The 19,547-nt window shown below is 66.7% G+C and carries 18 protein-coding genes and 1 pseudogene; 12 read left to right on the plus strand and 7 right to left on the minus strand.

Annotation, left to right across the window (positions count from 1 at the left end; translation table 11 throughout):
* Nucleotides 1-13 precede the first annotated feature (13 nt).
* Nucleotides 14-871, plus strand: coding sequence for a M23 family metallopeptidase (locus RT123_RS06350; RefSeq protein WP_409514894.1), 858 nt, complete (start codon nucleotides 14-16; stop codon nucleotides 869-871).
* A gap of 66 nt (nucleotides 872-937) precedes the next feature.
* Complete coding sequence (locus RT123_RS06355) at nucleotides 938-1,444, plus strand: response regulator (protein WP_039247042.1); 507 nt, start codon at nucleotides 938-940, stop codon at nucleotides 1,442-1,444.
* Here the strand turns inward: RT123_RS06355 and RT123_RS06360 are convergent.
* Both RT123_RS06360 and RT123_RS06365 read right to left on the minus strand, forming a co-directional pair.
* On the minus strand, nucleotides 1,402-2,337 hold the full coding sequence (locus tag RT123_RS06360) for a lipid A biosynthesis acyltransferase (RefSeq protein WP_313008395.1): 936 nt from the start codon (nucleotides 2,335-2,337) through the stop codon (nucleotides 1,402-1,404). The genes RT123_RS06355 and RT123_RS06360 overlap by 43 nt on opposite strands.
* A complete protein-coding gene (locus RT123_RS06365; RefSeq protein WP_313008396.1) occupies nucleotides 2,327-3,109 on the minus strand; it encodes an SDR family oxidoreductase in 783 nt (260 codons plus the stop codon). Before RT123_RS06365 ends, RT123_RS06360 begins: the two co-directional genes overlap by 11 nt.
* Before the next feature lie 109 nt (nucleotides 3,110-3,218).
* Here RT123_RS06365 and RT123_RS06370 point away from each other — a divergent pair, with 109 nt between their 5' ends.
* From RT123_RS06370 to RT123_RS06385, 4 genes are all read left to right on the plus strand, one after another.
* Nucleotides 3,219-4,493 carry an EAL domain-containing protein gene (locus RT123_RS06370; RefSeq protein WP_313008397.1) on the plus strand — a complete coding sequence of 425 codons (1,275 nt, stop codon included), beginning with the start codon at nucleotides 3,219-3,221 and terminating at the stop codon, nucleotides 4,491-4,493.
* Between the two features lie 187 nt (nucleotides 4,494-4,680).
* Complete coding sequence (locus RT123_RS06375; protein ID WP_313008398.1) at nucleotides 4,681-5,550, plus strand: TIGR01459 family HAD-type hydrolase; 870 nt, start codon at nucleotides 4,681-4,683, stop codon at nucleotides 5,548-5,550.
* A 39-nt stretch (nucleotides 5,551-5,589) separates the two neighbouring features.
* A complete protein-coding gene (locus tag RT123_RS06380) occupies nucleotides 5,590-6,051 on the plus strand; it encodes a MaoC family dehydratase (protein ID WP_017506733.1) in 462 nt (153 codons plus the stop codon).
* Nucleotides 6,051-6,983, plus strand: coding sequence for a bifunctional riboflavin kinase/FAD synthetase (locus tag RT123_RS06385; RefSeq protein ID WP_313008399.1), 933 nt, complete (start codon nucleotides 6,051-6,053; stop codon nucleotides 6,981-6,983). Before RT123_RS06380 ends, RT123_RS06385 begins: the two co-directional genes overlap by 1 nt.
* On the opposite strand, the gene RT123_RS06390 is transcribed toward RT123_RS06385, so the two are convergent.
* Nucleotides 6,978-7,505, minus strand: a complete 528-nt coding sequence (locus RT123_RS06390; protein ID WP_313008400.1) for a gamma carbonic anhydrase family protein — start codon at nucleotides 7,503-7,505, stop codon at nucleotides 6,978-6,980. The two genes, RT123_RS06385 and RT123_RS06390, sit on opposite strands and share 6 nt — an antisense overlap.
* A gap of 309 nt (nucleotides 7,506-7,814) precedes the next feature.
* Between RT123_RS06390 and RT123_RS06395 the strand changes: the two genes are divergently transcribed.
* The 5 genes from RT123_RS06395 (at nucleotide 7,815) to RT123_RS06415 (ending at nucleotide 14,607) form a co-directional block, all read left to right on the plus strand.
* Nucleotides 7,815-8,606 (plus strand): PhoH family protein, encoded by a 792-nt coding sequence (locus tag RT123_RS06395; protein ID WP_313008449.1) that lies wholly within the window; start codon nucleotides 7,815-7,817, stop codon nucleotides 8,604-8,606.
* Between the two features lie 125 nt (nucleotides 8,607-8,731).
* The gene (locus RT123_RS06400) at nucleotides 8,732-10,054 is read left to right on the plus strand and encodes a UDP-glucose/GDP-mannose dehydrogenase family protein (RefSeq protein ID WP_313008401.1); all 1,323 of its coding nucleotides are present in this window, start codon (nucleotides 8,732-8,734) and stop codon (nucleotides 10,052-10,054) included.
* Nucleotides 10,054-11,028, plus strand: a complete 975-nt coding sequence (locus RT123_RS06405) for an SDR family NAD(P)-dependent oxidoreductase (RefSeq protein ID WP_409514892.1) — start codon at nucleotides 10,054-10,056, stop codon at nucleotides 11,026-11,028. The genes RT123_RS06400 and RT123_RS06405 overlap by 1 nt, the downstream gene beginning before the upstream one ends.
* Nucleotides 11,029-11,049: 21 nt before the next feature.
* Nucleotides 11,050-12,333: an outer membrane beta-barrel protein gene (locus tag RT123_RS06410; RefSeq protein ID WP_313008402.1), complete on the plus strand. Its 1,284-nt coding sequence runs from the start codon at nucleotides 11,050-11,052 to the stop codon at nucleotides 12,331-12,333.
* 81 nt (nucleotides 12,334-12,414) lie between these two features.
* A complete protein-coding gene (locus RT123_RS06415) occupies nucleotides 12,415-14,607 on the plus strand; it encodes a polysaccharide biosynthesis tyrosine autokinase (RefSeq protein ID WP_313008403.1) in 2,193 nt (730 codons plus the stop codon).
* A gap of 32 nt (nucleotides 14,608-14,639) precedes the next feature.
* Here the strand turns inward: RT123_RS06415 and RT123_RS06420 are convergent, their stop codons facing one another.
* The 4 genes from RT123_RS06420 to RT123_RS06435 are packed head-to-tail and all read right to left on the minus strand — an operon-like array spanning nucleotide 14,640 to nucleotide 18,856.
* Nucleotides 14,640-14,951 carry a hypothetical protein gene (locus RT123_RS06420; RefSeq protein WP_313008405.1) on the minus strand — a complete coding sequence of 104 codons (312 nt, stop codon included), beginning with the start codon at nucleotides 14,949-14,951 and terminating at the stop codon, nucleotides 14,640-14,642.
* Entirely contained in the window at nucleotides 14,948-17,494 is a 2,547-nt protein-coding gene (locus tag RT123_RS06425; protein WP_313008406.1) for a cbb3-type cytochrome c oxidase subunit I, read from the minus strand. Before RT123_RS06425 ends, RT123_RS06420 begins: the two co-directional genes overlap by 4 nt.
* Nucleotides 17,491-18,468, minus strand: coding sequence for a cytochrome c oxidase subunit II (coxB, locus tag RT123_RS06430; protein WP_313008408.1), 978 nt, complete (start codon nucleotides 18,466-18,468; stop codon nucleotides 17,491-17,493). Before coxB ends, RT123_RS06425 begins: the two co-directional genes overlap by 4 nt.
* Nucleotides 18,458-18,856 (minus strand): c-type cytochrome, encoded by a 399-nt coding sequence (locus tag RT123_RS06435; protein WP_082465125.1) that lies wholly within the window; start codon nucleotides 18,854-18,856, stop codon nucleotides 18,458-18,460. Before RT123_RS06435 ends, coxB begins: the two co-directional genes overlap by 11 nt.
* Before the next feature lie 226 nt (nucleotides 18,857-19,082).
* Between RT123_RS06435 and RT123_RS06440 the strand changes: the two are divergent.
* A pseudogene (locus RT123_RS06440) lies at nucleotides 19,083-19,547 on the plus strand (c-type cytochrome); the annotation flags it as partial.

The following is a 19,547-nucleotide window of genomic DNA, read 5'->3' on the forward strand; positions in this document are numbered from 1 at the left end:
AGCAGGGCGAAAAATGATCCCGTCGCGCCGCGCCCTGCTGACCGGCGCGGGCGCCAGCCTGATCGCCGCGCCGCTGATGGCTGAAGACCGCAACGCCCTGCCGCTGACCTTGAACGGCGCCTGGCGTCAGGGCGGCTACGCCTTCGGTCGCACCGCGCCGCGCGCCCTGATCTTCGTCGACGGCGAGGCCCTGACCACCGCCTCGGCCGCTGGCCTCTTCGTGATCGGCTTCGACCGCGACGCCGGTCCGACCACCCAGGTCGAGGCCCGATCCGGCGACCGGTCCGCCCGACGCACGCTCGACATCGCCCCCTACGCCTTCCCGTCAACCAGCGTGAACGGCCTGCCGCCCTCGACCGTCGAGCCCAGCGATCCCGCTCTGCTGGCCCGCATCCAGCAGGAGATCGTGCTGAAGACCGAGGGCTTCGCCAGCCGCATCGACGCCGACGACTTCAAGGACGGGTTCGTCTGGCCGCTGGAGAGCTACCGGGTCTCCAGCGCATGGGGCGCCCAGCGCGTCCTAAACGGCACGCCCGCCCGGCCGCACTATGGCATCGATCTGGCCGCCCCTCAGGGCAGCGTGATCCGCGCCCCCGCCGACGGCCGCATCGCCTTCGTCCGTCCGGACATGCATTTCGAGGGCGGCCTGACCCTGATCGACCACGGTCAGGGCCTGATCAGCTGCTATCTGCACCAGTCGCGGCTGGACGTGGCGCTGGGTCAGCGCGTCCGGCGCGGCGATGCGCTGGGCCGCGTCGGCATGACCGGCCGCGCCACCGGCCCCCACCTGTGCTGGCGCATGAAATGGCGCGATCGCAACCTGGATCCGTCACTCATGATCGGGGCGCGTGTTCCAGAAAGTCTAGCCTGATCAAAGGCTCCTCTTGCGAGACTACGCATATCCCCTTAGCCTCGATCAAAGATCTGGCGGGGCCCGATGTTTTCTCTGAAATCGCTGAACGTCCTGCTTGTGGACGACAATCAGAATATGCGCGCCATCGCGTCGGCCGTGCTGCATTCGGCCGACATCCGCAACGTCTATGAGGCGTCCGAAGGCGCCACGGCTTTCGATCTGCTGCGTCGCCACGCGATCGATCTGGCCATCGTCGATTTCAACATGTTCCCGCTGGACGGGGTCGAGTTCACACGGCTGGTCCGCACCAGCCCCGACAGCCCCAATCCGTTTCTGCCGATCATCATGATGACCGGCCATTCCGAACGCAGCCGCGTCTACGAGGCCCGCGACGCCGGGGTGACCGAATTCATCGTCAAGCCGATCACCGCCAAGGCCGTGCTGGATCGGCTGAACGCCGTCATCATGAAGCCCCGCCCCTTTATCAAGGCCGATGGCTATATCGGGCCCTGCCGTCGGCGTCGCGAGACGCCCGACTACGCCGGGCCCTACCGTCGAGGATCGGACGCCTCGCGGTCCAACGCCGCATAGACCTTGTCCGGCCAGCGCTTGTGGACCCAGAACCAGTCCACGGGATGTTCTTTCACCCGATCCTCGACGAAGCGATTGGCGGCCTGGATGCCGGCCAGCGTATCCGCCGCCTTGTCCTCGCTTTGATTGACCACGATCGGCTCGTGCGCCGTCACCCGGAACCGCACGCCCGGCAGGCGCACCACCGACAGCGGCAGCATGACCGTGTCGAACTTCAACGCCAGTCTGGCCGCTCCAGGGGAGGCGTTCACCGGCTGACCGAAGAACTCCACCTCTGGCCCCTGATTGTATTTCTGATCGACCAGCAGAGCGATGGAATCGCCGCGCTTCATCCCCGCCATCAGTTCGCGCGTCCCGTCGCCCTTGGGCGCAAACAGGCGGATGCCGTAACGCTCCCGGCTCTGGCGGATCAGGGCGTCGACGTACGGATTATTGGCGGCGCGATAGGTCACCTGACACGGCACGCCCGAGGCCATGATCACCGCCGCCATGACCTCGAAGTTGGCCAGATGGCCCGAGATAAAAACGGCCGGCTTGCCGCTGTCGCGCAAGGCGTGCAGCCGCTCCATCCCGACCACCTCGACACGCCCGCCTTCGGGCGTCAGATGATCCATGACCGCCAGTTCGGCGAAGGTCCGGCCCGTCTGGTCCCACTGCGCCAGGGCCAGCGCCTGACGCTCCGCCTCGCCCATTTCGGGAAAGGCGATGCGGAGGTTTCGCATCACCGTCTTCTGCGTGCCGGTCAACGGCCCCAAGGTGCGCAGCAGCCAGCCGCCCAACCCCGACGCCCGCTCGACGCCCAACAGGCGCAGAAAGCCGAACAGCGCCTGAAAGCCGAAGGCCTCCAGGCGCCAAACTAGATCCTGCTTCCAGTCGTTACGCTCACCAGGCAATCGTCAATCCACCGTCCACCACAAGGGTCTGGCCGGTCACATAGGCCGACGCAGGGCTGCACAGATAGACCGCCGTGCCCGCGATTTCATCGGGCTGACCGATCCTTTTCAGCGGCGCGGGCTCGGTGACCTGTTTCAGCAGCTCTGGGTTCTCCCACAAATATTTGGCGAAATCGGTCTGAACCAGCCCAGGCGCGATGCAGTTGACCCGCACGTTCGACGGTCCCCACTCCACCGCCAGATTGCGCACCAGCTGCATGTCCGCCGCCTTGGAGATATTGTAAGCGCCGATCAGGGCGTTGCCGCGAAGCCCGCCGATGGACGAGATCACCAGGATCGACCCGTCCTTGCGCTCCACCATCTGCGGCGAGACCATCTGGATCAGCCAGTGGTTCGAGATCACGTTATTCTGCAGGATCTTTTCGAACTGGTCGTCGGCGATGCCCGCCATCGGCCCGGCGTAGGGATTGGTCGCGGCGTTGCAGACCAGGATGTCGATCTGGCCGAAGGCGGCGTTGGTCTCATCGACCAGCCGCTGCAAATCCTCCTTCGAGGCGATGTTGGCGGGAACGGCGATGGCGCGCGGTTCATCGGCCTTGGCGCCATACTTGCCGTTGATCTCGGCGGCGACCTCGTCGCACGGCCCGGCCTTGCGCGACGAGATGACGACCTTGGCGCCATGTTCGGCCAGCCGTTCGGCGATGGCCTTGCCGATTCCCCGCGATGAGCCGGTGATGATTGCGACCTTGCCGGTCAGATCGAACAGTTCCATTGCGTTTCCCGTAGGTTTGGCGGGGATATTTGCAGCCCCACTCTAGCCGAATGACATTGATAGCCTGATACTCAGGCGATTCCATCCGGGAGTGGCCGACCGCCAGCCGATGCGCAACGTAACAACGGGCTTTCTCTACTTCGCCTATCTGTTCCTCGGCATGACCGTGGGGGCCTTCCTGTGGCGCGCGGGCCTTGGGATCGGCGCAGGCGTGGCCGGAACGCTCGGCGCACTGGGGCTGTTGGGCGCCTTCCACGGCATCGTCACCGGCATCGCCGAGCGCCGCGTCCTGAAGAAGGAAATCGGCCAGGTCCGCGAGGCCCACCGCCTGCTCGCCGATGCAATGGAATCGACACAGGGCGCCCTGACCGAACTGGCGCACGTCATCGAGACCGGCGTCCTGTCCGACACCGACGCCCTGACCGGTGAGGTCCGGATGCTGGAATCGCTGGTCCAGCAGATGAGCGAAAGCATCGACGAGCGCCTGGCCGCCGCCCCCCATGTCGGCGTCGAGACCTTTGAGGGCCGTCGCATGGCGCAGTCGAACGTCCTGCTGCGCACCATCCACGAAGCGCTCAGCGAAGGCCGCGTCGATCTGTATCTTCAGCCAGTCGTCTCCCTGCCCCAGCGCCGGACGATCTTCTACGAGAGCTTCACTCGGCTGCGCGACGCCACCGACCGCGTCATGATGCCGGCGGAATATCTGTCCCTGGCCGAGGGCGAGGGTCTGGTGCCGGCGATCGACAATCTACTGCTGTTCCGCTGCGCCCAGATCGTGCGGCGGCTGGCGCGTCAGGATCGCAAGGTCGGCGTCTTCTGCAACGTGGCCCTGACCTCGCTGGGCGACGAGACCTTCTTCCCACAGTTCCTGGACTTCCTCAGCGAGAACCGTGACCTGAACCAGGCGCTGATCTTCGAACTGGGTCAGGCGACGTTCGACGCGCGCGGCGCCATCGAGGCGCGCAACATGGCCAAGCTGGCCGACCTGGGCTTCCGCTTCTCGCTGGATAAGGTGCAGACGCTGGACCTCGACTTCGCCGATCTGCAACGCTCGGACGTCAAGTTCATCAAGGTCGCGGCCGACCTGATGATCGAACAACTGCTGGACCTGGACGGCGGCGCCCCCTTGCGCTCCATGCCCGACATCCAGGCCGCCGACTTCGCCGCCCTGACCCGCCGCTATGGCGTCGAGGTCATCGCCGAAAAGGTAGAGAACGAACGCCAGGTCGTCGATATCCTAGAACTGGACGTCAGTATGGGCCAGGGCCACCTGTTCGGCGAACCCCGCGCCATCAAGGAACAGGTGCTGGCCGAAACCGACCCCCCGGCCGAGTTTCTGCGCTCCACCCTTCGCAGCGCCGAGCAGCGTCGCCGGTTCAGCTAAAACAGTTCGTTTCCTCCCCACGCCGTGGGGAGGTGGCACGGCGCGCCTTTGCGCCGTGACGGAGGGGCTTCTCCCATCACAGGCGCCGAGCCAGTTTCAAGAACCCCTCCACCGCTTCGCGGTCCCCCTCCCCATTTCATGGGGAGGAGACTTCCGTCTCGGCGGCCAAGCCGCTAATCACGGCGCCATGACCCTCCCCCACGCCCTGCCTCACCTCGGCGCCGTCGCCGGCGATTATGACATCCTGCTCTGCGACGTCTGGGGCGTGATCCATAATGGCCGCGAAAGCTGGGCTGGCCCGTGCGAGGCGCTGACCCGGTTCAACCGCGAGGGCGGCCACGTGGTGCTGATCTCCAACTCGCCCCGCCCGGCCTCGGACGTGATCGCTCAGTTGGATGGGCTGAGCGTGCCGCGCGAGGCGTGGAAGGCCTTCGTCACCTCCGGCGACGCGACCCGCGCCGAACTGGCCAGGCGCGCGCCCGGCCCGGCCTGGATCGTCGGCCCTGAACGTGACGCGCCGCTGTATGCGGGCCTTGGCCTCGAGCGCGCCGCGTCGCCTGAGGACGCCGCCTTCATCTCCGTCACCGGCCCGGTGGACGACACGGTCGAGACGCCCGAAGACTACCGGGAACGGTTCGCCGTCGGCGCCGCACGCAACATCGAACTGATCTGCGCCAATCCCGACCGCGTCGTCCAACGCGGCGACCAGCTGATCTACTGCGGCGGAGCGCTGGCCGACCTCTATGAATCGCAGGGCGGCCGGGTCGTGATGGCGGGCAAGCCCTTCGCCCCGATCTACGACCTGGCGATCAAGGAGGCGGAAGGCCTGCTGGGCCGCTCCGTCGATCGCTCGCGCATCCTGTGCATCGGCGACGGCGTCGTCACCGACGTCATGGGCGCAAACGCGCAAGGGCTGGATTGCCTGTTCATCGCCCAGGGCATCCACGGCGACCAGGCCAAGGGCGAGGACGGCGCGCTTGACCCTGCCCGCGCCGCCGCTCTGCTGAAGGCGGAAACGACCTATGCGCGATACGCCGCGCTCGAACTGAACTGGTAAGGCTCGCCATTTTGTCGCACCGCCGCTAAAGCCTCATCCATGGTCGAATTGGTTCAGCAGCATCCGTCCGGTGGTTACATCCTGGACGAACTTCACGTCGGCATGGCGGCCGAGAAAATCGTCGTCGCGACGGAGGACCGCATTCGGCTGTTCGCCGAGGCGTCCGACGACTTCAACCCGGTGCATCTGGACGAGGCCTTCGCCTCCAAGACCGCCTATCGCGGCCGCATCGCCCACGGCCTGCTCAGCGCCTCGTTCGGATCGGCCGTGGTCGGCACCATCCTGCCGGGCGCCGGCTCGATCTATATCTCCCAGACCCTGGCCTTCCATCAGCCGGTGCGGATCGACGACGTCGTGCGCATCCTGATCACCGTGATCGAGGTCGAGCCCGAGAGCGCGCGGGTCAAGCTCAGCTGCGAAGGCTTCGTCGGCGAGACCATGATCATGGACGGCGTCGCCGTCGTCCGCGTCCCCCGCCGGCGCAAACCCTCCCAGCGTTGATGCAGATTGTCCGCGACTGGCGCGACCTGCCGGACGCGCTGAAAGGCGCTGCGGTCGCCGTCGGCGCCTTCGACGGCGTGCATCGCGGGCATCAGGCCGTCATCGCCGGCGCCCGTAACGCGGCGGAACGGCTGGGCGCGCCGCTGGGCGTCGTCAGCTTCGATCCTCATCCCCGCCGCTGGTTCCAGAAGGACGCCGCGCCCTTCCGACTGATGACGGCCGACCAGATGGCCGAGGCCCTGGCGCCGCTGGGTGTGGACATCCTGTATCTCCTGCCCTTCGACGCCGAGATGGCCGGCATGACCGACGCCGCCTTCGCCGAGCGGGTTCTGGCCGAGGGTCTGGGCGTCCGCCACGCCGCCGTCGGGTTCGATTTCACCTTCGGCAAGGGCCGATCCGGCTCGCCCGAAGCCTTGCACGCCTACGGCGAGCGGCTGGGCTTCACCGTCTCGGTCGCCGAACGGCTGGATGACGCGGACGGGCTGAAACTGTCGTCCAGCGCCGTTCGAGAGGCCCTGAAGGCCGGCGACATGGCCCGCGCCGCCGCGATCCTGAGCCGCCCCTTCGCCATTCGCGGCGAGGTGATCCACGGCGACAAGCGCGGCCGCACCATCGGCGTGCCGACGGCCAATATCGCGCTCGGCGACTACATGCGCCCCGCCTACGGCGTCTATGCGACCCGCAGCCGATTGCCGGACGGGCGGGTGATCGACGGCGTCGCCAGCCTGGGCGTGCGTCCCATGTATGCGCTGGAGACCCCGCTGATGGAGGTCTGGCTGTTCGACTTCGACGGCGACCTCTACGGCCAGACGCTGGACACGGAACTGGTCGCCTGGCTGCGTGGCGAGGAGACCTTTGACGGTCTCGACTCCCTGAAGACCCAGATCGACGCCGATGCGGCGGCGGCGCGGTTTGTCCTCAGCCGGTCATAGAGGCCGAAGCTCCGCTGCGAACCGCTTCCAGTTCTGCACATAGTGTTCGGCCGACATCTGCAGCACGGCGATGTGCGCCGGGTCACGCTCCCGCACCACCTTGCCGGGCTGGCCCACCACCAGACTGTTGTCCGGGATGATCTTGCCCTCGGTGATCAGCGCATTGGCCCCGATGATGCAGTTCCGGCCGATCTTGACCCCATTCAGCACCACCGCCCCGATGCCGATCAGGCTGTAGTCCCCGACCTCGCAGCCATGCAGCATGGCCTTGTGCCCCACCGTCACGCCGCGCCCCAGCGTCAGCGGCGACCCCATGTCGGTGTGCAGCACGCTGCCGTCCTGAATGTTGCTGTCAGGCCCCACGGTGATCGGATCGTTGTCCCCCCGCAGCACGGCGCCGAACCAGACACTGGCGTTGGAATGGAGAATCACATTCCCTACCACCGATGCGCTTGGCGCCACCCAGTATTCGCCCTGCGGCGGAAGCTGTGGTTTGCTGTCGCCCAAGGCGTAAATTGTCATCTGTACACCGCCTAATCTTTGAAAAACGAGGGCTTTAACGGATCGCTAACCACGATAGCATCATTCTGTTGATGCGATTCGTGGGTCGCCATTTCGGCCCCGGATCCGAAACCGGATCAAGCCCGATCCGGTCATCAAGTCGGGGCTTTCGCGTGGCGCGTTGGGATCCTGGTTCGGTTGTTCGGCAGCGGGCGCACCCCGTTGCAGACCGCCCTGCTGTCGATCCTGGCCGCTGCTCTGCAGGCTGCGACCTCTTCCTCCCCAAGACCATCAAGGCGGCGCCCGTTCGGGTCCGCCTTTTTTCATGCCCTGGAGGCGTCCATGACCAAGCGTGCTGCAACCAAGCGTCAAACGCGTGAACACGGAATCCTGGATTCGCGTGATTTCATGGAGGAGTCGAAAGTTCGTCGGCTTCACGCGCCCCACAATGAACGATCGGGTTGGTCGCCCTATCCTTCGAACGACGACCGCGACCAAGGCTATCTGAAGACGTTGAAGCCCAAGTCCGAGGGCCAGGGCGAACTGATGGAGGCCATTGACCACCACAACCTGATCATGGCGCTGGGTCCTGCGGGCACCGGCAAGACCTACCTCGCCGTGGCCAAGGCGGTCGAGGCGCTAGAGGCGGGCAAGGTCGGGCGCATCGTCCTCAGCCGACCTGCTGTTGAGGCCGGCGAATCCATCGGCTTCCTGCCCGGCGACATGGAAGACAAGCTGGCGCCCTATCTGCGCCCGCTCTACGACGCCTTGTCCGATCGTCTGTCGATGAAGCGGGTCAAGGCGCTGATGGCCGAAGGTCTGATCGAGATCGCCCCGGTCGGCTATATGCGCGGCCGCACGTTGAATAACGCCTTCATCGTCGTGGACGAGGCGCAGAACTGCACCTACGTCCAGCTCAAGATGCTGCTGACCCGCCTGGGCTGGCATTCGACCATGGTGGTGACGGGCGACCCCCAGCAGTCGGACCTGTTGCCCGGCATCTCGGGTCTGTCGGACATCTCGGCGCGACTGGAGCCCGTACCCGACATCGCCGTGGTGCGTCTGGCCGAGCGCGACATCGTCCGCCACCCGCTGGTCGCCTCGATGATCGGCGTGCTCTAGCTCTGATCCTGCAGCCGACGCTGGATGGCGTCGGCTGCAGACCCGTTGCACCGCGAAACCAAAAGCCATTGTCCCCGGGCGCACCGCACCGCTAAAGGTCGGCTCGCGGCTGATGAGGGATTTCGATGCGCGTAGCGATGATTGGGACGGGCTATGTGGGCCTGGTGTCCGGCGCCTGTTTCGCCGACTTCGGCCATGTCGTCACCTGCATCGACAAGGACCCGTCCAAGATCGAGCGGCTGGAGCGGGGCGAAATCCCGATCTATGAGCCGGGGCTGGATGATCTGGTCGCCGCCAATGTGCGCGAAGGCCGACTGTTCTTCACCCTGGACGGCGCCGAGGCCATTCGCCGGGCCGACGCCGTCTTCATCGCCGTGGGCACGCCGACGCGGCGGGGCGACGGCCATGCCGACCTGTCCTACGTCCACGCCGCCGCCGAGGAGATCGCCGGCCTGATCGAAGGCTTCACGGTCGTCGTCACCAAGTCGACTGTCCCGGTCGGCACGGGCGACGAGGTCGAGGCCATCATCCGCAAGACCAATCAGAAGGCCGACTTCGCCGTCGTCTCCAACCCCGAATTTCTGCGTGAAGGCGCCGCCATCGGCGACTTCAAACGCCCCGACCGCGTGGTCATCGGCATCGACGACATGACCGGCGACGCCGGCGGCCGCGCGCAAAAGGTCATGAGCGAACTCTATCGTCCACTGAACCTGAACGAGAGTCCGTTGCTGTTTGTGGGCCGTCGCACGTCCGAGCTGATCAAATACGCCGCCAACGCCTTCCTGGCGATGAAGATCACCTTCATCAACGAGATGGCCGACCTGTGCGAAGCCGTCGGCGCCGACGTCCAGCAGGTCGCGCGCGGCATCGGCCTGGACAAGCGGATCGGTTCGAAATTCCTGCACGCCGGACCGGGCTATGGCGGCTCGTGCTTCCCCAAGGACACTATCGCCCTGGTCCGCACCGCCCAGCAGTATGGCGCGCCGACAAAGCTGATTGAGGCGACGGTCGAGGTCAACGACGCCCGCAAGAAGGCCATGGCCGACCGCGTCGCCGCGACCTTGGGCACGAGCGTTCAGGGCAAGACGATCGCTCTCCTGGGCCTGACGTTCAAGCCGAACACCGACGACATGCGTGACGCCCCGTCGCTGGACATCGCGCCTGCCCTGATCGCCGCCGGCGCGACCGTCCAGGCCTTCGATCCCGAAGGCATGCACGAGGCCGCCAAGCTGTTGCCCGACATCCAGATGAAGGACAGCGCCTATGACGCCGTCGTCGGCGCCGACGCCGTGGTCCTCGTCACCGAGTGGGACCAGTTCCGCGCCCTGGATCTAGACCGCATCAAGCTGCTGATGAAACAGCCGGTCCTGGTCGATCTGCGCAACATCTATCGACCCGAGGACATGAAGCATCGCGGCTTCCGCTACATGGGCATCGGGCGCGGCTGATGGGGTCGCCGATCCTCGTCACCGGTGCGGCCGGCTTCATCGGCATGCACGTCGCCGAGCGCCTGCTGGACCGGGGCGAGCAGGTGATCGGCGTCGATGTCTTCAACGACTACTATGATCCGCGCCTGAAAGCCGCACGCGCCGCTCGGCTGGAAGGGCGAGACGGGTTCAAGATGGTCCGCGCCGATATCGCCGACCACGAGCAGATGCGTGCGCTGGTCGCGGATGCCGGGGTCAAGAGGATTGTCCACCTCGCGGCCCAGGCCGGGGTGCGCTACTCGCTGGAAAACCCCTTTGCCTATGAGCGGTCCAACCTGGCCGGCCATCTGTCGATGCTGGAGGCCGCACGCCACAATGAGGTGACGCACCTGGTCTATGCCTCGTCCAGTTCGGTCTATGGCGACCGGCCGCTAGAAGGGTCGGGCTTCCGAGAGGACGATCCGACCGTCCACCCGGTGTCGCTCTACGCCGCGACCAAACGCTCGTGCGAATTGATGAGCCAGAGCTACGCCAGGCTTTATGGCTTTCCGCAATCGGGCTTGAGGTTCTTCACCGTCTATGGCCCCTGGGGCCGGCCCGACATGGCCTATTTCAGCTTCACCCAGAAGATCGTGCGCGGCGAGCCGATCGAGGTCTATGGCGAAGGCAAGATGGCGCGCGACTTCACCTATATCGACGACATTGTCGACGGCGTGGTCGCCGTTCTGGATCGTCCCCCCGCGCGGGGCGTCCATGAGGTCTACAACATCGGCGACAGCCAGCCCGTCGGCCTGATGGAGATGATCTCCACTCTGGAAACCGCGCTGCGCGTCAGCGCGAACAAGATCATGCGGCCGATGCAGCCCGGCGACGTCACCGCCACCTATGCGGACATTTCAAAGCTGAACGCCCTGTGCGGTTATCAGCCCAAGGCCCCGCTGAAGATCGGACTGGAAAAGTTCGTCGCCTGGTGGCGTCAATACAAGAACGGTTGACGCAAGAAGGCTGGGGGGCCGATGCGACGCGAAATCCTGCCGGCTGGCGTCGCCCTGCTGCTGTTCGGCGCTACCGACGCCTCGGCCCAGGCTTTGCGCTCGGCTCAGGACGCGCAAATCGACCTCTTCGTTCCCAACCGTGCGGTCGCCGTGCGTGATCGGTCGCAACCCGCCTACGACCCGCTCGGCATCCGGGCCGGCGGCTTCACTGCCTTTCCCCGGCTTCAGTCGGGCATCGTCCATGACGACAACATCTTCGCGGCCGAGGACAACCGTCAGCCTGCAACGACCTTGCGCCTGACGCCTGAAGTCGTCGTCCGATCCAACTGGTCGCGCCACGCGTTTGAAACCCGCGCCCGCGCCGAGATCGACCGCAACCTCGACTTCGACAGCGAGAACACGACCGACTGGAGCCTGGGCGGCGCCGGCCGTCTCGACATCGTTCGAGGCGTCGACATCACCCTGGCCGCGGACTACGCCCACGATCACGAGGCCCGCACCGCCGCCGGCTCCGATCCCGCCGCTCGGCGCCCGATCGCCTTCGAGCTGGCCTCCGCCTCGCTGGCGGCGACGCGCACGCGGGGTCGATTGCGCCTCTCGGCCGACGCCGCCGTTCTTCGCTATGACTATCGCGATGGGCTGAGCGACGCCGGCGCCGTCATCGAACAGGACGACCGGGATCGCACCGCCGTCCGCCTGACCGGCCGCGCCGACTACGCCCTCTCCCCCGCGACGGCGCTGTTCGTCCAGGTCGCACGCGATGACCGCGACTATCGCAAGGTGGCAGGGTCGCCGGAACGATCCTCTTCCGGCCACGAAGTGCTGGCTGGCGTGGACTTCGAGCTCGGAGCCTTGGTCCGGGGCGAGGTCGCCGCCGGATACATCCGTCAGGAGTTTCGGAACACAGCCTATGGCGATCTCGACGGCTTCGGCGGGCGTGCGCGCCTGTCATGGTTTCCCACGCAACTGACGACTCTGACCGCCACCGCCGCGCGCAGCGTCGCGGACACCGGCGTGGTCGGCTCGGCCGGCGCCCTGCGCACCGACGTGTCGATCGGCGCAGACCACGAACTGCTGCGCAATCTGATCCTGACGGCGGAAACGGCGTGGAGCGAAGACGACTATAACGGCCTCGACCGCTCCGACACCCGCTTTACCGCTGGTTTTAGCGCCGTCTATCGCCTCAACCGTCGCTATGGCCTGACTGCCGGTCTGACCTATCTCGACCAATCCTCGTCCGGCGCGGTTGCAGGACCGAGCTATCACCCGACGCGCCTGTCCGTCGCGGTCGTCTCGCAGTTCTGAACACACGGCCAAAGCGCGAAGATTGACAACCTGAAGGCGTCATCGCAGGACTGGACGGGACGATCACCGTTCGATGGCGCGATGACCTACCACGACACCGCGATGGGCGGTCCCGGCCAGCCGGCGGACGACGCCATCGACCTCCACGCCCTGATCGCCGCCTTCCGGCGTCGTCTCGGTCTGTTTATCGCTGTCGCAGCAGCCGTCTGCCTAATCGTGCTGGCGCTGATGCTGGGCCAGCCTCCCGTCTATACTGCAACCGCCAGCCTCCAGATCAATACGCGCAAGGAACAGGTCGTTGCGGGACAGGCCGTGCTGTCGGCGCTCGACGCCGAGGCAGCCATCGTCGACACCGAGGTCGAAGTTCTGAAGTCACCCCAGCTTGCCGCCCAAGTCGTGCAGACGCTGGATCTAATTCGCGATCCTGAGTTCAACGCTCGCCTGCGATCTTCGCCCCCTACCCGGCGTCTGCCGCGCGCCACGCCTGCGGCTGCCGACCCTCAGATCGAGCGGCAACAGGTGATCGACGCCGTCCGGCGACGCCTGACCGTGCGCCGCGTCGGCCTGACCTATTCGATGGCGGTCAGCTTCAGCTCCGAAGACCCGACCAAGGCGGCTCGCATCGCCAACGCCTTCGCCGACGCCTATCTTCAGTCCCAACTCACCGCCAAGTTCGACGCTAACGCCCAGGCCAACACCTTCCTGGGCGCCCGGCTGGAAGATCTGCGCCGCCAGGTCGAGGCCGCCGACGCGGCCGTCTCCGCCTACCGGATCGACAATGGCCTGCTCAGCGCCCAGGGCGCCACCCTGACCGAGCAGGAGATCTCGGCCTACAACCAGCAACTCGCCTTGGCCCGCGCGCAGCAGGCCGAACAGGACGCCCGCCTGCGCACCGCCCGATCCCAGATGGCGGCCGGCTCCAACGGCGACGATGTGGGCGAGGCCCTCTCGTCTCCTGTCGTCCAGAACCTGCGGGCCCAGCGCGCGGCAATCAGCACGCGCGTCGCGGACCTGTCCGTCCGTTATGGCCCGCTGCACCCCGACATGATCCGGGCCCGCCAGGAGTTGTCCGACATCGACGCGCAGATCCAGGCCGAGATCCGCCGTGTCGTTTCCAACCTGGACGCCCAGGCCCAGGTCGCGCGCCAACGCGCCACCTCGGTGCAGTCCAGCCTGGACGCCGCGCGCGGCGCCTTGGCCGACAACAACGCCGCCTCGGTGCGCTTGCGCGAACTGGAAGGCGAGGCCGAGGCCGCCCGCGCCATCTACCGCGCCTTCCTGGATCGTTATCGCGAGACCAGCGCCCAGACCGGCGTCGAACAGGCGGACGCCCGCATCGTCTCGCGCGCCACGCCTCCGACCGCGCAAAGCGCGCCGAACCTGATGATCGGTCTCGCGCTGGGCCTGATGCTCGGCGCGGCGGCGGGAACCGGCGCCGTCATCATCGCCAACGCCATGCAGACAGGGCTCAGCGGCCCCGATGACATCGAGCGCAGGCTGGGCGTCGGGGCCGTCGGCGCCATTCCCCTCGCCTCCTCCGTGGCGACGGCGGAGGATCAGACGCTGCACCCGATCGACCTCGTCGTCCAGCGACCGCTCTCGGTCTTCGCCGAGGCCTTCCGGGCGCTACGCACGTCGATCACCCCCATCGTCAGCGTCGTGGGCGAACCGTCCGCGCGCATCGTCGCCGTCACCTCCGCCCTGCCCGGCGAAGGCAAGACCACCACAGCCGTCTGTCTGGCGCGCGTCGCCGCGCGCTCCGGCGGACGCGTTCTCTTGATCGACGGCGACCCGCGTCGGCGCGGCGTGACGCGAATGCTGGGCCTGAGCCCCGACCACGGCCTGGCCGAGGTCCTGCATGGCGCAGCGGCCTGGCGAAACGTCCTGGTGCTGGACCCGGCCTCCGGCGCGCAGGTTCTGCCCCTGTCGGGATCAGGCCTGTCGGCCGACGACCTGTTCGGCGCCCCGCCGATGACCGCCCTGCTCGATGAACTGCGTCAGGCCTTTGACCTGATCGTCATCGACACCGCGCCCGTTCTGGTCCTCGCCGACGCCCGCATCCTGTCAGCCAAGGCCGACACCGTCATCCTGCTCGCCCGTTGGCGAAAAATCCCCGCGCGCGCCGTCGCCGCCGCAATCCGCATCCTCGGCCAATCCGGTGTTCGCTTTTCCGGCGTCACCCTCAGCCAGGTCGATGTCCGGGCGGAGGCCGGCCTAGGTTATGGCCAAGCCGACTATGATTACCGGGCCTATAGAAAATACTATGCGGCCTGATTGTCGGTAGAGATCAGGCCGCACAATCAGCTTCATATTCTGCCATCGACGACAAGCACCAGAGTTTGAAACACAACGCCGATTGCACCAAGCAAGCTCCCGGCTATCGCGAGCAGCAAGCCGAAGGATCGTGTCGCTTCCGGCTTTGCACGCAGGGCAATCAGGCATTTCCAACATAGGGCGCCAATGCTTGCCAGGCAGAGGGCGCTGAAAGTCAGCCCGACAGCGTTCCAGGCGCCGACATCCCCACGCGCCACGTTGGCGGCGCTGGACAGCAGATACAGGCCCAGGAAATGGGCGGCCCAGATCAGCAGGCCGCCCAGCATCAGCAGCCAGAACCTCATGCGCCGACGCCCGGGAACAGGCGGATCAGAAGGGTCGTCGCCGCGCCCTGAACCGCCGTGAAGGCCACGAACAGGGCGACCACTTCGAAGGTCGCCGGGTAACGCGGCGACACCAGGCCGCAAAGCCAACGCAGCGAGACGAACGGCCCCATCAACAACGAAATGCCGACGAATGTCCCCTGCCAGGCCAATAGCGCATAGACGGTCGCGCCCTGGCTGGAGGCGTTGGGGCGAAGGCCCGAGCTCCACCAGGCCGAGGCCTCGGCCGCAAAGGCGCCGCCCGCCGCCAGGGTAGCGACCAGCATCAGAATGGCGGCGATGCCGGCGCTGCGCGGCCGGTCCAGCTTCAGCGCGCCTTGCGAGGCCCAGGCGCCGAGTCCGGCGGCCGCCAGCAGACCCAGGGTCAAAGGCAGCGAGCCGATCTCAGGCGGCGCCTGCCACAGGTCCGGCCGCCGGCTCCACAGGAAGACGTAGGAGAAGCAGGCCATGATCGCGACCATGCCCGACACGATCAGGGTGATGACCATCGCCCACCAGCCGTGACTACTGGGGCCGGACACATAGGTCGGCAGGCGCACGCCGCCGCCGACGTCCACTGTCGCGGGACCGCTAGGCCGATCCAGTCCCCAGCACCATTTGAGGATGCAGTAGACGGCCAGCACGCCGCTGACCAAGGAGGCGACATAGGCCTGGATCGTCAGGATCAGGAAGAAGCCGGCGGTGAAGATCGCGCCCCAGACGTACCAGCTGGAGGGCCGGGGCATCCGCTGGAGATATTGAGGCTCGGCGTTGATCGGACTGGTGATCATGGTCTCGCGCTCGCCGCGCGGCGCGCCGGGCAGGAAGTAGCGGCCGGCCTCGACATCGCGCGCCAGGTTCGACTGATCCCACACCGGATACAGGCTCTTGATCACCGGGACGGAGCGCAGCGAGTAGCGACCAGCGGGCAACCATTCCAGCCCCGGCCCGCCAAAGACATTGCCCGCGTCCTTCTCGCCGAAGGGCCGGAAGTTGAGAATCATGTCGATCATCCACAACACCACCGCCAGGCCGAACATGAAGGAGCCGACGGTCGAGATCATATTGGGCAGGTCCCAGCCCCGATCCGGCAGATAGGTATAGACCCGGCGCGGCATGCCCATCAGCCCGGTTAGATGCATGGGCATGAAGGTGACGTTGTGGCCGACGAACATCAGCCAAAAGATCCACTTACCCCACCGTTCGCTGAGCGGCCGGCTGCTGGACATCGGCGTCCAGTAGTAGATGGCGGCGAACAGCGGGAAGACCATCCCGCCGATCAGGACGTAATGCAGGTGGGCGACGATAAAATAGCTGTCGTGGGCCTGCCAGTCGAACGGCACCATGGCGACCATCACGCCGGTCAGCCCGCCCATGACGAAGATCACCAGCCCCCCGACCGCAAACAGGCCCGGCGTGTTGAACCGCATCTTGCCCGCCGCCAGTGTGGCGATCCAGGCGAAGACCTGCACCCCTGCCGGTACGCTGACGGCCATGGAGGCGGCGCTGAAATAGTTGATCGAGATCTGCGGCATGCCCGTGGTGAACATGTGGTGCGCCCAGACGCCGAAGCTGATGAACCCGGTCGCCAGCATAGCCAGGACCACCAGCCGATAACCGACCAGCTTGGTCTGGGCGACGGCCGGGATCAGGGTCGACATCGCCCCCGCCGCCGGCAGGAAGATGATGTAGACCTCGGGGTGGCCGAAGAACCAAAACAGATGCTGCCACAGCATGGGGTCGCCGCCCTTGGCCGCATCGAAGAAGGGCCAGCCCAGGGCGCGTTCCAGCTCCAGCAGCAGGGTCGACAAAATGATCGACGGGAAGGCGATGATGATCATACAGGCGAAGATCAGCATGGCCCAGGCGAAGATCGGCAGCTTGTCCAGCGTCATGCCCGGCGCCCGCGTCTTCAGCACCCCGACGATGATCTCGATGGCGCCGGCGATGGCCGAAATCTCGATGAAGCCGATGCCCAAGAGCCAGAAGTCGGCGTTGATGCCCGGCGAGTAAGTCGTCGACGTCAGCGGCGGATACATGAACCAGCCGCCATTCGGCGCCAGGCCGAAGAACAGCGAGGCGAAGAAGCACAGCCCCCCGACCAGATAGGCCCAGAAGGCGTAGGCGCTCAGCCTCGGGAACGGCAGATCGCGCGCCCCCAGCATCTGCGGCAGCAACAGCACGCCCAGCGCCTCGACCGCGGGCACCGCGAACAGGAACATCATCACCGTGCCGTGCATGGTGAAGATCTGGTTGTAGGTTTCCTGCGCCAGGAAGCCCGTCATCGGCAGGGCCAGTTGCGTGCGCATCAACAGCGCCAGCACGCCTGCCAGCACAAAGAACAGCATGGCCGCGCCGACGTAATAGACGCCGATGTAGTTGTTGTTGATCGCCGTGATCCACTCCCACGGACGCCGCGGTCCGCACCAGACCTCGTCGAGCTGCTCCAGCTCGCCCTCGGGCCGGGCTTCGGTGGTGGGGAAGCGTTTGTAGAGTTCGGGATCGAACCCGGTTTCCGAACTCATTTCAGGCTTTCCAGATAGGCGGCGACGGCGCGCACGTCCTGGCCCGACAGGACCGCATATGACGGCATCCGATTGCCGGGCTTCAGGCTCTGGCTGTCCGAAATCCAGCCGGACATCGTCCCCTGATTGTTCGGCAGGATGCCGGCGCCCAGCGTCTGGCGCGAGCCGACGTGGGTCAGATCCGGTCCCGCCAGACCGTTCGCCTCGGTCCCGCGAATGGTGTGACAGGCGGCGCAGCCCGAGGCGGCGAAGACGTTGCGCCCTTGGTCGATCAAGGCAAGCGGCCCCTGGGCCGAGGGCACGACGGCCGCCGGCCGCGACTGACGCGCCAACCAGGCGGCATAGTCGTCCGGCGCGTGGGCCACGACCACCAGCCCCATCAAGGCGTGAGGACCGCCGCAGTATTCGGCGCATTGGCCGCCGTAGGTCCCAGGCGCATCGGCTTGCAGGCGCATGAAGTTGCGGCGGCCGGGGATCATGTCGGTCTTTCCGCCCAGGCGCGGCACCCAGAAGCTGTGGATCACGTCCGCGCTTTCCAGCTCGAACACGACAGGCTGGCCGGCCGGGATGTGGACCTCGTTGGCGTCCTGGACGATTTCTCGCCCCTGACCGTCCAGATAGGCGACGCGCCACCACCACATTTCGCCAGTGACGCGCACCCGCATTTCGCCGGGCTTGGGCGCATCGGCCACCCGCGCGGTCGTGGTCAGCCCATAGACCAGCAGCCCGGTTAGAACGACCACCGGGAAGGCCAGTCCCGCAATCCAGATCAGGCGTTCGCCGCCGACCCGCCGCTTCCACTTGCGCGGCCCGAACAGGGCGATGCCGAGCGCCACCGCCACCACAACCATGACCACCGCCGCCATGACAAATAGCACCCAGGCGACGGTCTGGATCGGTCCAGCGAAAGGTCCCGCCGGATCCAGCACGGGCGGCGGCCAGCCGGCGATTCCGGGAGGGGCGTCAGTCTTCATCGAGCGTGTACAGATAGGCCGCGACGTCGCGGGCTTGGTCTTGCGTCAGGGGCATGGGCGGCATGGCGGTTCCGGGGTCCATCGACGGCGCGTCGATCAGCCAGCGGATCAGGACATCGGGCTGGTTCGGCAAGCGTCCGGCGATCAGGGGGCGCGCGCCGAACCCCGCTAGGTTCGAGCCGGACCGGCCCTCGGGCCAGGCGACGCCGGGTATCCGGTGACAGGCCGCGCAACCGACTTCCTTGATCACCGCCAGTCCGGCGGCCGCATCGGCCTGAACCACCGGCCGGGGCAGGTCGGACTTGTCCACGCAGGCGCACAGGGCGAGCGCCAGCGCGCAGGCCGCCGCCCGTCGTCCCATCGCTTCGCCCGTCGTCCGAAAACCCATCCGCCCCCCAAAGCTTCGCCAGAGCAATCCCCTTGTCGGACGGAGGTTCCCGACTGCGACATGGAGCCTCGGCGCATCGCCCCAAGGAACCTTCGCCATAAGCAGGTGTTGCACCGCCGTGCGCGCCTCCCTTTCCGTCCTTGTGCTGCTGACCGGCCTCGCCGCCTGCGACTCCACGCCGGGCCAGACGGATCGCACCTTCACGGCGAACGGTCAGGTCATCGCCATGAGCGGCGGCGCCGGCGGGGCGGCCAACGCCTGCTTCACCTGTCACGGCCTGGACGGCGGCGGGGACGGGGTCGCCGCCCCGCGCCTGGCGGGTTTGGACGCCGGCTATCTGCAGAAGCAGTTGGAAGACTATGCATCGGGCCTTCGTCCCGACGACGCCATGACCCGCATCGCCAAGGCCTTGGACCAGCAGGGCCGACGCGAGGTCGCCGCCTACTACGCCGCCCTGCCCGCGCCGCCGACGCAAACGCCCGCGTCGATGGCGCCTGCGCCCGACATCTATCTGAACGGCGACCCTTCGCGCGGCATCGTCGCCTGCGCCTCATGTCACGGCGACCGGGGTCAAGGCTCGGGCCAAGGCGGCAACCCGCAGATCGCGGGTCAGCCCGCCGCCTACACGCTGGAACAGATCGACCGCTGGAAAGCAGGCAAACGCCGCAACGACCCGCGCGGCGTGATGGCC

The organism is Brevundimonas vesicularis, from assembly GCF_032067225.1.
In the GTDB taxonomy this organism is placed as follows: Bacteria; Pseudomonadota; Alphaproteobacteria; order Caulobacterales; family Caulobacteraceae; genus Brevundimonas; species Brevundimonas vesicularis_F.

Excerpts from the sequence above, each read along its gene's own strand:
- RT123_RS06350 (WP_409514894.1), top strand. The coding sequence starts at position 14 with ATGATCCCGTCGCGCCGCGCCCTGCTGACCGGCGCGGGCGCCAGCCTG.
- RT123_RS06355 (WP_039247042.1), top strand. The coding sequence starts at position 938 with ATGTTTTCTCTGAAATCGCTGAACGTCCTGCTTGTGGACGACAATCAG.
- RT123_RS06365 (WP_313008396.1), bottom strand. The coding sequence starts at position 3,109 with ATGGAACTGTTCGATCTGACCGGCAAGGTCGCAATCATCACCGGCTCA.
- RT123_RS06370 (WP_313008397.1), top strand. The coding sequence starts at position 3,219 with ATGCGCAACGTAACAACGGGCTTTCTCTACTTCGCCTATCTGTTCCTC.
- RT123_RS06375 (WP_313008398.1), top strand. The coding sequence starts at position 4,681 with ATGACCCTCCCCCACGCCCTGCCTCACCTCGGCGCCGTCGCCGGCGAT.
- RT123_RS06380 (WP_017506733.1), top strand. The coding sequence starts at position 5,590 with ATGGTCGAATTGGTTCAGCAGCATCCGTCCGGTGGTTACATCCTGGAC.
- RT123_RS06385 (WP_313008399.1), top strand. The coding sequence starts at position 6,051 with ATGCAGATTGTCCGCGACTGGCGCGACCTGCCGGACGCGCTGAAAGGC.
- RT123_RS06390 (WP_313008400.1), bottom strand. The coding sequence starts at position 7,505 with ATGACAATTTACGCCTTGGGCGACAGCAAACCACAGCTTCCGCCGCAG.
- RT123_RS06400 (WP_313008401.1), top strand. The coding sequence starts at position 8,732 with ATGCGCGTAGCGATGATTGGGACGGGCTATGTGGGCCTGGTGTCCGGC.
- RT123_RS06405 (WP_409514892.1), top strand. The coding sequence starts at position 10,054 with ATGGGGTCGCCGATCCTCGTCACCGGTGCGGCCGGCTTCATCGGCATG.
- RT123_RS06410 (WP_313008402.1), top strand. The coding sequence starts at position 11,050 with ATGCGACGCGAAATCCTGCCGGCTGGCGTCGCCCTGCTGCTGTTCGGC.
- RT123_RS06415 (WP_313008403.1), top strand. The coding sequence starts at position 12,415 with ATGACCTACCACGACACCGCGATGGGCGGTCCCGGCCAGCCGGCGGAC.
- RT123_RS06420 (WP_313008405.1), bottom strand. The coding sequence starts at position 14,951 with ATGAGGTTCTGGCTGCTGATGCTGGGCGGCCTGCTGATCTGGGCCGCC.
- RT123_RS06425 (WP_313008406.1), bottom strand. The coding sequence starts at position 17,494 with ATGAGTTCGGAAACCGGGTTCGATCCCGAACTCTACAAACGCTTCCCC.
- coxB (WP_313008408.1), bottom strand. The coding sequence starts at position 18,468 with ATGAAGACTGACGCCCCTCCCGGAATCGCCGGCTGGCCGCCGCCCGTG.
- RT123_RS06435 (WP_082465125.1), bottom strand. The coding sequence starts at position 18,856 with ATGGGTTTTCGGACGACGGGCGAAGCGATGGGACGACGGGCGGCGGCC.